Source organism: Flavobacterium sp., assembly GCF_043778725.1.
Classification (GTDB): domain Bacteria; phylum Bacteroidota; class Bacteroidia; order Flavobacteriales; family Flavobacteriaceae; genus Flavobacterium.
Map to the genome: position 1 here is coordinate 34367 of NZ_JAYWFT010000108.1, position 15768 is coordinate 50134.

A 15768-nucleotide genomic window follows, 5' to 3' on the forward strand; every position below is an offset into this window, starting at 1 on the left:
AAATTTTCAATAATGTTAGATATAAAAGATTTTTCTTTTTTTGAAAACCAAAATAGCTTCGATTTCAAAGGATTTTTGATAAAAACTGGTAGTTATTGGAAATGGTTTATTTTAGGATTGGTAGTTTCTCTAGTAATTGCGCATCAAATTAATATTAGAAAACAAAAAATATATGCCCTTGAAACCACAATGGCAATAAAAGAACAAGAGAATCCACTTTTTACATCAAATACAAGTTTGGTTTTTAATTGGGGCGGAACTTCAGATCAAGTTCAAACTATTGCAACATCTATTAGATCTCGTTCTCATAATGAATTGGTTGTAGATAAAATTCAGTTTTATATTGATTATCTTCAAGAACAAAAATATTTTACCAAAGATGTTTATGGTAGTACTCCGTTTGTTGTAAATATAGATAAATCTAAAAATCAAATTCTTGGTGTGCCTATAAACATAGTTTTTATTTCGCCATCTGTGTATGAAATTAGAATTAGTTTTAAATACAATACTACGCCAGTAATTAATTATTCTACCAATGTTAGCGATTCTCAATCGGTAGCAACTGGTGAATTTGTAAAACGTTTTAAAGTAGGTCAACCAGTAAATCTTCCTTTTTTAAATTGGACATTAGACATTAAAGGCGCACCAGGAAATTATGTAAATGAGGCCTATATTGTTAAAATGAATTCGTTTGATGATGTAGTCTCCAATTATAAAAATGTAAGCGTTGTTATTGATGAAAAAGCAGGATCAATAATTAGACTTTCTATGCAAGGAACAAACAAAGCAAGAATAGTTGATTATTTAAATGAAACGGTTAAGATGTTAATGAAAAGACAACTTGAAACTAAAAATCTATTTGCAGAAAACACAATAAAATATATTGATACTACGCTAACTTTAATGGAAAACAGCTTAAAAGTTGCGACAGATGATTTAAAAGATTTTAGTAAAGATAAAAATATTGTAGAAATAGAGAAGCGAGGCGAAACCTATCAAGGGCAAATTCTTGAACTTGATGTTGCCAAGGATGTTGTAGAGCGAAAAATAAATTATTACAACAATTTAAGTAATTATTTAAGAAGCAGTAATGACTACTCAAGACTTCCTGCGCCATCTGTTGCAGGTATAGAAGATGGAAATGTAATAGGTAATGTTGCTAAACTTATTCAGCTTTCTGTAAGAAGATCAGAAATGTCGTATTCTGTAAAGAGTGAAGTAATGTTTAATGCCATTGATAACGAAATTACAGCACTTAAAAAAGTTTTGTTAGAAAACATTAGCGCAGCAAAAGCATCCATTCAATTTGAATCTAGTCAAGTTAACGGAAAAATAAATCAAGCAGAAAATAAAATAAAAAGATTGCCAGAAGAAAGTCAAGATTACCTTAAAATAATGAGGAAATTTAATCTTAGCAACAGTGTTATTGATGCCTATTTACAAAAAAGAAATGAAGCCCAGATTGTAAAAGCAGCTAATCTTTCGGACATTCAAATTATTGATCCTGCTAAAGATATAGGTGCAGGATTAATTGGTCCAAGAACAGGAGTGAACTATGTTATTGCAATATTTGCCGGAATATTGATACCTTTATTGGTAGTGTTTTTAGTGTTTTTTATAAATAATTCTATCCAAAATACAGACGACATTAGCTCTTTAACTAGTATTCCGCTTATTGGAGTAGTAGGGTTAAAGCATACAGATACAAATTTAGCCGTTTTTGAAAAACCTAAATCGGCTTTGTCGGAATCCTTTAGGGCAATTCGATCGTCACTTCAATTCTTATATAAAAAGCAGAATTTAATGGGCACTAAGACATTAATGTTAACATCATCAGTAAGTGGAGAAGGTAAAACATTTTGTTCTATTAACATTGCAACCGTATTCGCAATGAGCGAAAAGAAAACGGTAATTGTAGGATTGGATTTAAGAAAGCCAAAAATATTTGATGACTTTAACCTTAAAAATGATTCGGGTGTTGTTAATTATTTAATTGGTCAAATGTCACTTGATGAAATTGCCCAAAAAACGAAAATTCCTTATTTAGATGTAATTACATCTGGACCAATTCCACCCAATCCATCAGAACTTATTATGGGCGATAGTATGACCGATTTTATGCATGCCCTAAAAGAAAAGTACGACTATATAATATTAGACACACCTCCAGTAGGATTAGTAACAGATGCGGTAGAATTATCGGCTTTTGCAGATGTAACACTTTATGTAATGAGACAAAATTTCACCAAAAAAGAAATGGTAAACTTGTTAAATAATAGAGTGCGAAGAGACGAACTTAATAATGTAAGTATTATACTAAACGGATTTGAAAATAAAGCCAAATATGGTGCAGGTTATGGTTATGGATATGGCTATGGCTATGGAGCATATTCTAATGGATATCATGAAGAAGATGCACCCAAAAATATCTTTATAAAACTGTACAATCAATTTTTTAAAAAGGCAAGAAGAGACTAAAGAATGCAAGATAACCAAACTAAAATATTAATAACTGGCGGAGCAGGATTTATAGGTTCCAATTTATGTGACTACTTTTTAAGTAAAGGAAATCATGTAGTATGTTTAGATAATTTTGCTACTGGTCATCGTTATAATATTGAGCATTTGTTGGCAAATGATAATTTCAAATTGATAGAAGGCGATATAAGAAACTTAAACGATTGTATTAAAGCTACGAGCAATGTAGATTATGTATTGCATCAAGCAGCACTCGGATCTGTGCCAAGGTCAATAGAAAATCCTATTATAACCAATGATGTAAACGTTTCTGGATTTTTAAACATGCTAATGGCTTCTAGAGACAACGGCGTTAAACGATTTATTTTTGCTGCCAGTTCATCTACTTATGGTGATTCTCAGGAGTTACCAAAAAAGGAAGATAGTATAGGAAAACCATTATCACCATACGCAATTACCAAATACGTAAACGAATTGTATGCCGATGTTTTTAGCAAAACATACGGTTTGGAAACTATAGGACTTAGATATTTTAATGTTTTTGGTAGAAATCAAGATCCAAACGGTGCTTATGCCGCAGTAATTCCGAAATTTGTAATGCAATTGATGAAAAAAGAAAGTCCTATTATTAATGGTGACGGAAATTATTCAAGAGATTTTACCTACATAGATAATATTATTCAAGTCAATGAATTGGCAATGAATACTAAAGATAAAACGGCAATAAATACAGTGTACAATGCAGCTTATGGCGATAGTATTACACTAAATGATATGGTAGTTTTAATAAAAAAATACTTGTCGGAGTTTGATCCTTCAATAGAAAATGTTGAAATTATCTATGGGCCAAAAAGAGTAGGCGATATTGCACACTCATTGGCAAGCATAGAAAAAGCAAGAACAAAACTAAATTATGAACCAAAATACTCATTTCAGTTAGGACTTAAAGAAGCTGTAAAATGGTATTGGGAAAATTTAAAATAAAATTAGAATGAAAATTACAAATATTTGTTGCATTGGTGCTGGTTATGTTGGAGGTCCAACTATGGCAATTATAGCCCAAAAATGCCCTCACATTAAAGTAACTGTTGTTGACTTAAACGAAGATAGAATTGCTAGATGGAATGATACAAACCTAGATAATATTCCAGTTTATGAACCAGGATTGGGTACTATTGTTGGTGAATCAAGAGGTAAAAATTTATTTTTTTCTACCCAAGTAGATAAAGCAATTGATGAAGCACAAATAATATTTATATCTGTAAACACACCTACAAAAACCTATGGTTCTGGAAAAGGAATGGCAGCCGATTTAAAATACATAGAACTTTGTGCAAGACAAATCGCTAGAGTATCCAAGGACGATAAAATTGTTGTAGAAAAATCTACCTTGCCTGTAAGAACAGCCGAAGCTATAAAAAATATTTTGGACAATACCGGTAATGGTGTACAGTTTCAAATATTATCTAATCCTGAGTTTCTTGCAGAAGGAACAGCAGTTGAAGATTTATTAAAACCAGACCGAGTTTTAATTGGTGGTGACACAACACCCGAAGGACAAAAAGCCATAAAAGCATTAGTCGATATCTATGCCAATTGGGTTCCAAATGATAAAATACTTACAACCAACGTTTGGTCATCTGAATTGTCTAAACTAACTGCCAACGCCTTTTTGGCTCAAAGAGTTTCTTCAATAAATGCAATGTCTGAACTGTGTGAAAAAACAGGTGCCGATGTAAATGAAGTGGCTAGAGCAATAGGAATGGACAGCAGAATAGGATCTAAATTTTTAAAAGCATCTGTTGGTTTTGGTGGATCATGCTTTCAAAAAGATATATTGAATTTAGTGTACATCTCTAAATCTTTTGGATTGCATCAAGTTGCCGATTATTGGGAACAAGTTATAATAATGAATGACCATCAAAAAAGAAGATTTTCCAAAAATATTGTAAGCACTTTATACAATACCATTGCCGATAAAAAAATTGCATTTCTAGGTTGGGCATTTAAGAAAGATACCAACGACACAAGAGAATCTGCAGCAATATATGTAGCCGATGATTTAATAAATGAACAAGCAAATATTGCCGTATATGATCCTAAAGTTACCCACACTCAAATACTTTCAGATTTAGATTATCTAGAAACTAGAACTACAGATCAAAATAAAAAATTCATAACTTCTTTCAATGATCCTTATGAAGCGTGCAAAAATGCTCATGCCATTGCAATTCTTACCGAATGGGACGAATTTAAAGAATACGACTGGCAAAAAATATATGATAGCATGTTAAAACCTGCCTTCGTATTTGACGGAAGAAACCTACTTGATGGTGCAAAATTGAAAGCTATTGGATTTCAATACCAAGAAATAGGATCATAATAAACGCATAAGTTTACCTCGATATTTTTTTTATGAAAACAAAAATTGGAATAATAGGATTAGGATATGTTGGTTTGCCATTGGCACGACTTTTTGCAACAAAATATGCTGTTGTAGGATTTGATATAAATCAAAATAGGGTAGACAATTTAAACTCAGGAATTGATGCAACACTAGAAGTAGATAAAGAAACACTTCAAAAAGTACTTGTAAACAAACCGCTAGAAGAAATAGGACTTTATTGTTCTACTAATATTGACGATATTGCACAATGTAATTACTACATAATTACGGTTCCAACACCAGTTGATAAAAACAACAGACCCGATTTAACACCACTTTACAAATCTAGTGAAACAGTTGCCAAAGTATTGTCTAAAGGCGATATTGTAATTTATGAATCTACGGTATATCCTGGGTTAACAGAAGAAGAATGTGTGCCTGTTCTAGAAAAAATAAGCAAGCTAAAATTCAATACCGACTTCTTTGCAGGATATTCACCAGAACGAATTAATCCAGGAGATAAAGAACATACAGTAGATAAAATTTTAAAAATCACTGCCGGATCAACTCCCGAAACAGGAATTAAAGTAAATGAACTTTATAAATCTGTTATCACAGCAGGAACACATCTAGCACCATCCATTAAAGTTGCCGAAGCTGCCAAAGTAATAGAAAATTCGCAAAGAGATATAAACATTGCTTTTGTAAATGAGCTGGCAAAAATCTTTAATATTTTAGATATAGACACACATGCCGTTTTAGAAGCAGCAGGGACAAAATGGAATTTTTTAAATTTTAAACCAGGATTAGTTGGCGGTCATTGCATTGGTGTTGATCCCTATTATCTTGCCCAAAAAGCACAAGAAGCAGGTTACCATCCAGAAATTATTCTTGCAGGAAGAAGATTAAACGATAGCATGGGCGAATATGTGGCTTCTAGAATTGTAAAACTTATGATTAAAAAAGCAATTCCTGTTAATCACTCCAAGTTATTAATGCTCGGAATTACATTTAAAGAAAATTGTCCCGATGTAAGAAACACTAAAATTGTTGATGTTATTAGAGCATTAAACGATTATGGAATTGAAGTTTCTATTTATGATCCTTGGGCTAATCCTAGTGAAGTAGCACACGAATATAAATTAATTACAACAGATAAAATTCCGAACAATAAATATGATACTATTGTCTTAGGCGTAGCTCACAATGAGTTTTTAAACCTAGATTTAGACCAATTTAAAAAAGAAAATACCGTTGTGTATGATGTTAAAGGAGTACTTACTTGTCCAATAGACGGAAAACTATAACTTATGAAAAAAATTTTAATTACAGGAGGAGCAGGTTTTATAGGTTCTCATGTTGTAAGACTATTTGTAACTAAATATCCAAATTGTCAAATAGTTAATCTAGATGCGCTAACCTATGCAGGAAATTTAGAAAACATTGCCGACATAGAAAAAGCACCCAATTATACCTTTATAAAAGGCGATATTGTAGATGATACTTTTATAAACAATTTATTTCATGAACATCAATTTGATGGTGTACTTCATCTAGCGGCAGAGTCTCATGTTGATCGTTCTATTGTAGATCCGTTGAGTTTTGTAAAAACAAATGTTATAGGAACAATGAATTTGTTAAATGCAGCCAAGACCATCTGGAAAGATAATTATGAAGGAAAACGCTTTTATCATATATCTACAGACGAAGTTTATGGCTCTTTGGGAGCAACAGGATTGTTTACCGAGACCACAAGTTACGATCCCAATTCGCCATATTCTGCATCCAAAGCCAGTTCAGATCATTTTGTTCGTGCCTATGGTGAAACCTATGGATTACCTTATGTAATTACCAACTGTTCTAATAATTATGGACCCAATCATTTTCCCGAAAAATTAATTCCGCTTTTTATAAACAATATTATAAACAACAAGCCTTTACCAGTTTATGGTGACGGAAAATATACCCGAGATTGGCTCTTTGTAGAAGATCATGCCGTTGCAATTGATCTTGTTTTTCATCAAGGAAAAAATCATGAAACCTACAATATTGGCGGATTTAACGAATGGCAAAACATCAACCTCATAAAATTACTTTGTAAAATAATGGATGAAAAACTAGGTCGTGCTCCAGAAACATCATTGCAATTAATTACCTATGTAAAAGATAGACCAGGACACGATTTAAGATATGCCATTGATGCCTCTAAAATTAATACAGAATTAGGATGGAAACCTTCAGTAACATTTGAACAAGGTCTAGAAAGAACAATAGATTGGTATTTATCTAATGACGAATGGCTAAAAAATGTAACCTCAGGCGAATATCAAAAATACTATCAAAAACAATACAATTAGGCACAATTTTTTCAACTAAAAATTAGTAGAGCAATCGTTAATAGACTTATTTTTAAAAATATTTTTTATAGATAAACAACAATACAAATGATAGTTGTATCTTTAATATTGAAACCTTGTTTTTTATACAAACATAAAGTAGCATAAAAACCAAACAACCAGTTGCGATACCATAAAAAGAAGATACTTTCATGACAATAATTTCAGTAATTATTCCTGTTTTTAATGCCCAATTGCACCTTGATAAATGCATACAATCGCTTTTGGATCAAACAGAAAAACAATGCGAATTTATTTTTGTCAATGATGGATCTACAGACAATAGTCAGCACATACTAGAATCCTATAAAGTACAAGACGATAGAATAAAAATAATAAATCAAAAAAATCAAGGTGTAAGCGTAGCAAGAAACAACGGATTAAAAATTGCTCAAGGTAACTACATAGGTTTTGTCGATGCCGATGATTTTATAGAAAATGACTACTATCAAAAAATGTATTCTAGTGCTATAAATCACGAAATTGATATTGTAATTTGTAAATATTTTTCATCACAAGGCACACACCAATTTATATCCAGTCATCCATTTGATGAAAATATAATCTTAGAAAAACAGTTTATTCAAAAGGAAATTATACCCTATTTTATTGGAAATGAAAATTTGAATTCAATATGGAATAAATTATATAAAAAAGAACTCATTATTGATAATAAAATTGAGTTTCCAAAAGGAATTGCTCTGGGTGAAGACGGATTATTTAATGCCAATTGCTTTTCAAAATCAAGTAAAGTTTTTTTTTTAAATTATACAGGTTATCACTATCTAGAAGTTGCAGGAAGTGCCACAAGAGACTTTCAAACTAAAAATTATTTTAATAGAATTGAACAAGAATATCAATACGATTATGCTTCTTTAGACACCACATTTTTATCATTTGATACCATAGATTTTTTAAAAGCCAAAAAATTCATTACTAAAATTAGTTCTCTTTTTCATGAATATTACAATTCTGATAATAAATTGGATAAAGATCAAATAAAGAAATTAGTAGCAGAAATTCTTAACAATAAAACAACAATAGCCCTATTAAATAAGTACTATAACGTTCTATTTTCGCAAAAATCTAAATACGAGAAAATCATTTTATTTGGATTAAAATATAAATGTCCAATCTTAATTTATAGTGCAATAAAATACAGTAATTTTAGAAATAAAAAATAAATAGCAAACTGCCACTAATAATTAGTTTATTGAAAATAAATACAAGTAAATAAAAGGCGAGACAACATATTACCTCTAAAAAATAAATTTTTACTTTATGAAAATATTAATGTTTTTCCATGCCGGAAGTTTAAATCGTGGTTGCGAAGCAATAGTGCGTTCTGCGGTAGATTTAATTAAAGCTAAAAATCCAAATGCTACAATAAATCTAGCATCGTTTAATCCACAATCAGATCAACTAATTCCTACTATTGATAAAATTTTTGATGCTACAGAATTTGAAATTCCTTTACTATCTTTCAATGGAATTATTTCTGCATTAAAAGTGAAATTCCAAAAAGACGAAACATTTTTAGAACGCGCTAAATTCAAGAAAATAATAGATTTAATACCTCAACACGATGTTTTTCTTTCTATTGGTGGCGACAATTATTGTTATGGCGAACAAACATGGATTTATGAAATAGATCGATTGATAAAAAAAGCTGGTAAAAAACTAGTACTTTGGGGTGCATCCATTGGTGATGAAGATTTGTCTCAACCCAAAATTAATGACTTGCAATCTTTCGATTTAGTGTTAGCAAGAGAAAGTCTAACGTATGAAATTCTAAAAAATAAAGGAATAAAAAATATTAAACTAGTGGCAGACGGCGCTTTTAATATGCAAAAAGAAGAAATGCCATTGCCTAGTGATTGGAAAATAGGCGACACAATAGGGTTTAATTACAGTCCATTGGTTTGGAAAAAGAATAAAGAGTCTAAAAAAGCGGCCTTCAATTTAATACACCATATAATTTCATCAACAACCATGACAATTGCATTTACGCCACATGTAATGGTGCCGGGAAATGATGATTATGAAGTTTTACAAGAATTTTACAACGAATTTAAAGCTACCGGCAGGGTTTTATTATTACCAAATAATTTGAACGCCATTCAATACAAAGCGTTTATTTCTAAAATGAGATTTTTTATTGGCGCTAGAACTCATGCTACAATTGCCGCCTATTCTACTTTAATTCCAACAATGGTTTTGGGTTATAGCATTAAATCTAAAGGAATTGCCAAAGATATTTTTGGCGAAGAAAAATTGGTTTTAAGCATTACCGAAATATCGGATAGTCAAAAATTAATTGCAAAATTCGACGAAATGGTTGCGCAAGAAAAAGAAATTATAACCATCTTAGCCAATAAAATTCCTGAAATAAAAAATAATGCTAAAAAAGCAGCCCATTATCTATTCGAAATTATTTAAATGAAGAAAAAAATCCTATTTGTAATTCCTAGTCTGCAAGCTGGTGGTGGCGAAAAGAGCTTAATTAATTTGCTCCATACCATCGATTTTAATAAATTTAAAGTAGATCTAGTTTTATTAAACAAATCAGGTATTTTTCTAAAATTGGTACCAAGTCAAGTTACTATAATTACATTAAATGACGACTACAATACGTTTGTAAAGAGTATTTTTTTATCGGTAATTGGTTTTATTAAACAAGGCAAAATTAGTTTGGCAATTTCCCGAATTCTATTTACTATCAACAATAATTTTATTAAAAACTTAGGAAAATCCGAGCAGAAAAGCTGGAAATATCTATCTAAATCAATAACTAAATTACCAACACAATACGACACTGCCATTGGTTTTCTAGAAAAATCATCCATTTACTTTGCTGTGGATTGCGCTAGTGCAAAAAAGAAAATCGGATTCATTCACAACGATTATACTAAATTAGATTTAGACGCCTCATTTGATGCTAAATATTTTCATGTTTTAACAACTATTGCTACTGTTTCAGAGGAATGTGCTGCCGTTTTAAAAAAGACATTTCCCAGTCAATCTAACAAAGTTGAGGTTATTTACAACATCGTTTCCTCGGCTATCATCACTAAATTGGCAAACGATAAAATTGAAATCGATCAATCGCAACCAATCCTACTTTCAATTGGAAGATTGCATGCACAAAAAGGTTTTGATTTCGCAATTGATTCGGCTCAAATTTTAAAACAAAATAAAGTACCTTTCAAATGGTTGATTATTGGAGAAGGCGCAGAACGAATTTCTCTAGAAAAAGCGATACATGAAAAAGATTTAAAAGAGAATTTTATTTTATTAGGATTGAAAGAAAATCCGTATCCCTATCTAAAAGCGGCAACAATTTATGTTCAGCCTTCTCGATATGAAGGAAAGTCAATTGCAATTGATGAAGCCAAAATTTTGAATAAACCAATATTAGTAACCAATTTCTCTACTGCAAAAGATCAAATAAGCGATACTTTAAATGGATTAATTGTAGCAATAGATGCCGTTTCTATTGCTAACGGAATTCAACATCTGTTAGAAAATGAAACCTTAAGACACACTTTAAGTTCCAATTTAAAAAAGGAAGAATTAGGAACCGAGTCAGAAATTGATAAATTGTATAGCTTTTTATAAAGTAACATGAAAAAAGAAATCCTTTTTATATGCAATAATTTAAATTGTGGTGGTGCCGAAAAAGCGCTTATATCACTCTTACAATCAATTGATTATTCTAAATATAATGTTGATTTATTTGTTTTTAGACATGAAGGCGTCTTCTTTGAAAATGTTCCCAAAGAAGTTACCATTTTAAAAGAAGAAAAAATCGTTTCTTATTTATATTCAAGTACAAAAAGTGCACTTTCTAGAGCAATAAAAAACCTTAATTTTAAAGCTATTTATCTTAGAATTGCCTTGTTTTTCTTGTCAAAAAAATATAAAAGTGGCGTCATAATAGAACAATATTTTTGGAAACACTATGCCAAAGCATTACCAAAATTGAATAAAAGTTATGATGTAGCAATTGGTTTTCAAGAAAAAAATCCAATTTATTTTTGCGTTGATAAAGTTACTGCATCTCTCAAAATAGGATGGATTCACACCGATTTAGAAAAATTAGAAATAGATTTAGACAACGAACTGTATTATTTTGATAAATTAAATTATATTACAACAGTTTCTGATGGATTGAGTGATCGATTAAAAATGAAATTACCTCAATTTGCATCTAAAATTACAACAATTGAAAATATTATTTCATCTAGAATTATAAACGATTTAAGTAAAGAAGCAATCAATTTTAAGTTTGATAATGACTACTTTAATATAATTTATGTAGGTAGAATTGCGCAAGAAAAAGGTCTTTTTATGGGATTAGAAGCAGTAACTCTTCTAGTTAAAAAAGGATTTAAAATTAGATGGTACCTCATTGGTGAAGGAAACCAAAAAGAGCAACTTATAGATATTGCAAATAAAAATAATGTTGCCAACAGTTTATTTTTCTTAGGTTTAAAAAGCAACCCATATCCTTATATTTTAAATGCAGACTGTTTTTTACTGCCTTCTTTTTATGAAGGAAAATCTATTTCTCTTGAAGAAGCTAAACTGTTGCATAAACCAATTGTAATTACCAATTTTAGTTCGGCACAAGACCAAATAAAAGATGGGTTTACGGGTCTAATTGCTGCAATGGACGCTAATGCAATTGCAAGTAAGTTAGAACAATTAATTTCTGATGAAAAGTTGCAATTATCATTTAAAGATAATTTAAAAAATAGTGTAATTGGAACCGAACAAGAAGTGTTAAAATTTTATAATTTAATAAACAATGGACAATCATAATTTAATAACCATTTTTACTCCATGCTACAATAGAGCTTCGTTATTGCCTCAATTGTATGCAAGTTTGGTTAGTCAATCTAGCCATAACTTTGAATGGGTTATTGTAGATGATGGCAGTACAGACAATTCTAAACAAGTTATTGAACAGTTTATTTTAGAAAATAAATTCCCTATACACTACCATTATAAACCTAATGGAGGAAAACACACGGCTATAAATGTTGGGGTTAATAAAGCCAACGGAACTTTATTTTTTATCGTTGATAGTGATGATTTTTTATCTAATGATGCTGTAAAAATCACCAATGATGCCTTTATTAAAATTAAAGATAATGACAAAATAGGAGGTATAATTGGATTGTCACAATTTACTAATGGTGCAGTAGTTGGTGATAATTTTTTGCATGACTATTGGCAAATTTCTTTCGCAGATTATTATCTAAAATATAATTTAAAAGGTGATAAATCGGTAGCCTTTAAAACCAAAATAATGAAGGAATTTCCTTTTCCAGAAAAAGAAGGTGTGAAATATGTTTTTGAAGCAGTAGTTTGGCACGAAATGGCAAAAAAATATGATGTTTTGTGTTTAAATGATGTAATTCAATACAAAGAATATTTAGACGGAGGCTTGTCTGATAGTTCTTATAAATTATGGTATTTAAAATCTATGGCTTTTTCATTTTTTAAATTGATAGAAAATGACACCTACCCAATTGCAAAATATCCAATACATCACAAAAGTAATTTTTTATACCTTGCAGTAAATTCATTATTGTCTAATGAGAACTATTTTTGGGAAATGAAAGGAATTAAAAATAAGATGTACTATATTTTTTCTTTACCTAGAGCTTGTTTCACTTATTTTAAATTAAAAAATAAAGTCATAAAATGAGTATTTTTAAAAGAATTTTCCTAGCAGTTTTGTACAAGATTAAAGGAATTACGCCAGAGCAATTAACACTCGAGGCCAATCTAAAAGCAGGAATGAAAGTGGGTAAAAATTGCTATGGACTTATAGGATGCACCATAGATTTCGCACATTCTTGGCTTATAGAAATTGGTAATGACGTTATTTTTGCACCACAAGTTTACCTTTTAGCGCATGATACTAGCACAAAAAGAACAGTAAAATATACTAAAATTGGAAAAATAAAAATTGGTAATAACTGCTTTATTGGTGCTAGAGCTTTTATAATGCCAGGTGTTTCCATTGGTGATAATTCAATTATTGGTGCTGCAAGCGTTGTTTCTAGATCTATTCCTGACAATGTTGTTGCCGTTGGAAATCCTGCTAAGGTAATTTGTACTGTAGAAGAGTATCATAAAAAAATTGAAAAAAGCTTTGACAGTTCTCCTAAATTTGATGAGAAATATACTTTAGATTCAGCTATTTCGGACAATATGAAACAGGAAATGATTGAAAAAATGAAAAACGGAATAGGATATGTTAAATAAAAAAAATGATATATAGTTTTATTTTAGTATTGGGTTTTGTACTTATTGTTCTAGGAATCGATTTTATTCAGAAATTTGATACTTGGCAAAGTCGTATCAAAATAGGACAGTTTTCTAATGATCAAGTTTGGAAACAAAAAGTGCTTCGTGTTGCTGTAAATTGGTTAAACAAAACGCCAACAATTAAAGTTACAGATAACGACCGTCTTGTTATTATAGATATTTTAAAAGGTAACTACAAGCGTAATGCAATACAAAGCTGGCAAGAAGCTTCTTTATTGCTTGGCATAAATGAATATTTAAAACATACTAATGATGTAAAAATTAAAAAAGAAATTGATAATTACATCAATTCAAAATTAAATAGTGATGGAACTTGGAAAGTAATTCCAAAAGAAATTGATGCCGTAATTTTAGGATATGCACTTTTAAAACTTGATGGTTTTAATTACCAAAAATACAAACCATGTTTTGAAATTTTATTAACTTTAATAAACCAACTAAAAGGCGAAGACGGAACAATTGCTTACAGAAAACACAATCCAGAATACCGCTATGTTGACACAATTGGATTTATTTCTCCTTTTTTAGTGCGCTATGGTTTACTTTTTAACGACGACGTAGCAGTACAACTTGGCATCAATCAAATTAGAGAATTTAATAAATATGGCATGTTACTAAATAAATACATTCCGTGCCACACCTACAAAGTTAAAACGCACCTGCCAGTAGGATTATTTGGTTGGGGTAGAGGTTTGGGTTGGTATGCAATAGGTTTAATTGATGCTTGGAGCGAATTACCTAAAAACCATCCCAATAAAGAAGAATTGACACAGATGGTAATTAATTTTGGACAAATGGCAGTGACTTTTCAAAACGAAGATGGCAGCTGGAACTGGTTAATTTTAAACAAACAATCTCAAAAAGATTCATCAACAACTGCAACTTTGGCTTGGTTTTTTACAAATGCCGCAGCAATAAATACTATTGCAGAACAATCTCTACAAGCCAAGGAAAAAGCATTGCATTATTTAAAACAAGTTACAAGAAGAACAGGAGTTGTAGATTTTTCTCAAGGCGATACTAAAACCATTGGAGTGCACTCGCAACAATTTGATATTTTACCATTTACCCAAGGTTTTTGTTTAAGAACAATTTATAATAAAAAAATAATTTGATTACATAAAATTAGAAAAGGAAGTTGATGTTTCAGCTTCCTTTTTTTATGTAAGTTAAAAAATATACTTTTAAAAAGTATTAATTGTATATTCGCAATTCATTATTAATAGAAACATAAAATATTGATTTATTGATTGTTTTTTAGTTTAAAGCTAAAAAAAATTAACAATTTATTTATTTACAAGAACAAACTGTATGGAAGACCAAAATCAAATTTGGACAGAAGAAATTAAATCCAATGAATCTTTATTTTCAATTAATTTAACTGAAGTATGGAATTATAGGGATTTATTATTTATGTTAGTAAAAAGAGATTTTATTACGTTTTACAAACAAACAATTTTAGGACCACTTTGGTTTATTATTCAGCCTCTGCTTACCATGTTAATTTATGTTTTATTATTTGGTCAAGTTGCTAAACTTTCAACTGATGGACTTCCTCAAACAGCTTTTTATTTATGTGGAATTACAGTTTGGAATTATTTTTCGGAATCTTTAAATAAAACATCAACAGTATTTAAAGATAACGCGTCTGTTTTTGGAAAAGTATATTTTCCAAGATTGATAATGCCATTGTCAATTGTATTTTCAGGTTTAGTGAAGTTTGCAATACAGTTTTTTATTTTTATTCTTGTAGTTTTATACTTTACATTTATAGACAAACAATTACATCCCAATTACTGGATTTTAGCAACGCCTTTTTTAATTCTTTTAATGGCAACTTTTGCACTTGGTTTGGGTATGATTTTTTCTTCTTTAACTAATAAATATAAAGATTTAACATTTCTTCTTACATTTGGTATTCAGCTTTTTATGTATGCTACGCCAGTTGTTTATCCAATTTCGGCATTGCCAACTAAGTATGCCTTTGTTAGTAAAATAAATCCTTTGTCAAGTATTTTTGAATGTTTTAGACATGGATATTTAGGGTCAAAGGGTTTTAATCCTAACGATTTAATTTTTAGTACAATAGTAATATTTTTTGTCTTAATATTTGGAGTAGTAATATTCAATAAAATTGAGAAAAATTTCATGGATACCGTTTAATAA

The 15768-nt window shown here is 30.2% G+C and carries 13 protein-coding genes; all 13 read left to right on the forward strand.

What is annotated here, in order from left to right; all coding sequences use genetic code 11:
* Positions 1 to 12 precede the first annotated feature (12 nt).
* Positions 13 to 2478 (forward strand): polysaccharide biosynthesis tyrosine autokinase, encoded by a 2466-nt coding sequence (locus tag ACH2CG_RS10270; RefSeq protein WP_395064829.1) that lies wholly within the window; start codon positions 13 to 15, stop codon positions 2476 to 2478.
* Between the two features lie 3 nt (positions 2479 to 2481).
* On the forward strand, positions 2482 to 3462 hold the full coding sequence (locus ACH2CG_RS10275; protein ID WP_395064831.1) for an SDR family oxidoreductase: 981 nt from the start codon (positions 2482 to 2484) through the stop codon (positions 3460 to 3462).
* 7 nt (positions 3463 to 3469) lie between these two features.
* A complete protein-coding gene (locus ACH2CG_RS10280) occupies positions 3470 to 4861 on the forward strand; it encodes a UDP-glucose 6-dehydrogenase (RefSeq protein ID WP_395064833.1) in 1392 nt (463 codons plus the stop codon).
* A 32-nt stretch (positions 4862 to 4893) separates the two neighbouring features.
* Positions 4894 to 6171, forward strand: coding sequence for a nucleotide sugar dehydrogenase (locus ACH2CG_RS10285; RefSeq protein WP_395064835.1), 1278 nt, complete (start codon positions 4894 to 4896; stop codon positions 6169 to 6171).
* A gap of 3 nt (positions 6172 to 6174) precedes the next feature.
* A complete protein-coding gene (gene rfbB / locus ACH2CG_RS10290) occupies positions 6175 to 7221 on the forward strand; it encodes a dTDP-glucose 4,6-dehydratase (protein WP_395064837.1) in 1047 nt (348 codons plus the stop codon).
* A 191-nt stretch (positions 7222 to 7412) separates the two neighbouring features.
* A complete protein-coding gene (locus tag ACH2CG_RS10295; protein WP_395064839.1) occupies positions 7413 to 8444 on the forward strand; it encodes a glycosyltransferase family 2 protein in 1032 nt (343 codons plus the stop codon).
* Between the two features lie 97 nt (positions 8445 to 8541).
* On the forward strand, positions 8542 to 9699 hold the full coding sequence (locus ACH2CG_RS10300) for a polysaccharide pyruvyl transferase family protein (RefSeq protein ID WP_395064841.1): 1158 nt from the start codon (positions 8542 to 8544) through the stop codon (positions 9697 to 9699).
* Positions 9700 to 10878, forward strand: a complete 1179-nt coding sequence (locus ACH2CG_RS10305) for a glycosyltransferase (protein ID WP_395064843.1) — start codon at positions 9700 to 9702, stop codon at positions 10876 to 10878.
* 6 nt (positions 10879 to 10884) lie between these two features.
* Positions 10885 to 12084 (forward strand): glycosyltransferase, encoded by a 1200-nt coding sequence (locus ACH2CG_RS10310; protein ID WP_395064845.1) that lies wholly within the window; start codon positions 10885 to 10887, stop codon positions 12082 to 12084.
* Entirely contained in the window at positions 12071 to 12976 is a 906-nt protein-coding gene (locus ACH2CG_RS10315; protein WP_395064847.1) for a glycosyltransferase family 2 protein, read from the forward strand. The genes ACH2CG_RS10310 and ACH2CG_RS10315 overlap by 14 nt, the downstream gene beginning before the upstream one ends.
* The gene (locus ACH2CG_RS10320) at positions 12973 to 13539 is read left to right on the forward strand and encodes an acyltransferase (RefSeq protein ID WP_395064849.1); all 567 of its coding nucleotides are present in this window, start codon (positions 12973 to 12975) and stop codon (positions 13537 to 13539) included. Before ACH2CG_RS10315 ends, ACH2CG_RS10320 begins: the two co-directional genes overlap by 4 nt.
* Before the next feature lie 5 nt (positions 13540 to 13544).
* A complete protein-coding gene (locus tag ACH2CG_RS10325) occupies positions 13545 to 14717 on the forward strand; it encodes a glycoside hydrolase family 88 protein (protein WP_395064851.1) in 1173 nt (390 codons plus the stop codon).
* Between the two features lie 196 nt (positions 14718 to 14913).
* Positions 14914 to 15765 (forward strand): ABC transporter permease, encoded by an 852-nt coding sequence (locus ACH2CG_RS10330; RefSeq protein WP_395064853.1) that lies wholly within the window; start codon positions 14914 to 14916, stop codon positions 15763 to 15765.
* Positions 15766 to 15768 lie beyond the last annotated feature (3 nt).

What these genes read in the sequence shown, in the direction of transcription:
- ACH2CG_RS10270 (WP_395064829.1), top strand. Translation starts at nt 13, where the DNA reads ATGTTAGATATAAAAGATTTTTCTTTTTTTGAAAACCAAAATAGCTTC.
- ACH2CG_RS10275 (WP_395064831.1), top strand. Translation starts at nt 2,482, where the DNA reads ATGCAAGATAACCAAACTAAAATATTAATAACTGGCGGAGCAGGATTT.
- ACH2CG_RS10280 (WP_395064833.1), top strand. Translation starts at nt 3,470, where the DNA reads ATGAAAATTACAAATATTTGTTGCATTGGTGCTGGTTATGTTGGAGGT.
- ACH2CG_RS10285 (WP_395064835.1), top strand. Translation starts at nt 4,894, where the DNA reads ATGAAAACAAAAATTGGAATAATAGGATTAGGATATGTTGGTTTGCCA.
- rfbB (WP_395064837.1), top strand. Translation starts at nt 6,175, where the DNA reads ATGAAAAAAATTTTAATTACAGGAGGAGCAGGTTTTATAGGTTCTCAT.
- ACH2CG_RS10295 (WP_395064839.1), top strand. Translation starts at nt 7,413, where the DNA reads ATGACAATAATTTCAGTAATTATTCCTGTTTTTAATGCCCAATTGCAC.
- ACH2CG_RS10300 (WP_395064841.1), top strand. Translation starts at nt 8,542, where the DNA reads ATGAAAATATTAATGTTTTTCCATGCCGGAAGTTTAAATCGTGGTTGC.
- ACH2CG_RS10305 (WP_395064843.1), top strand. Translation starts at nt 9,700, where the DNA reads ATGAAGAAAAAAATCCTATTTGTAATTCCTAGTCTGCAAGCTGGTGGT.
- ACH2CG_RS10310 (WP_395064845.1), top strand. Translation starts at nt 10,885, where the DNA reads ATGAAAAAAGAAATCCTTTTTATATGCAATAATTTAAATTGTGGTGGT.
- ACH2CG_RS10315 (WP_395064847.1), top strand. Translation starts at nt 12,071, where the DNA reads ATGGACAATCATAATTTAATAACCATTTTTACTCCATGCTACAATAGA.
- ACH2CG_RS10320 (WP_395064849.1), top strand. Translation starts at nt 12,973, where the DNA reads ATGAGTATTTTTAAAAGAATTTTCCTAGCAGTTTTGTACAAGATTAAA.
- ACH2CG_RS10325 (WP_395064851.1), top strand. Translation starts at nt 13,545, where the DNA reads ATGATATATAGTTTTATTTTAGTATTGGGTTTTGTACTTATTGTTCTA.
- ACH2CG_RS10330 (WP_395064853.1), top strand. Translation starts at nt 14,914, where the DNA reads ATGGAAGACCAAAATCAAATTTGGACAGAAGAAATTAAATCCAATGAA.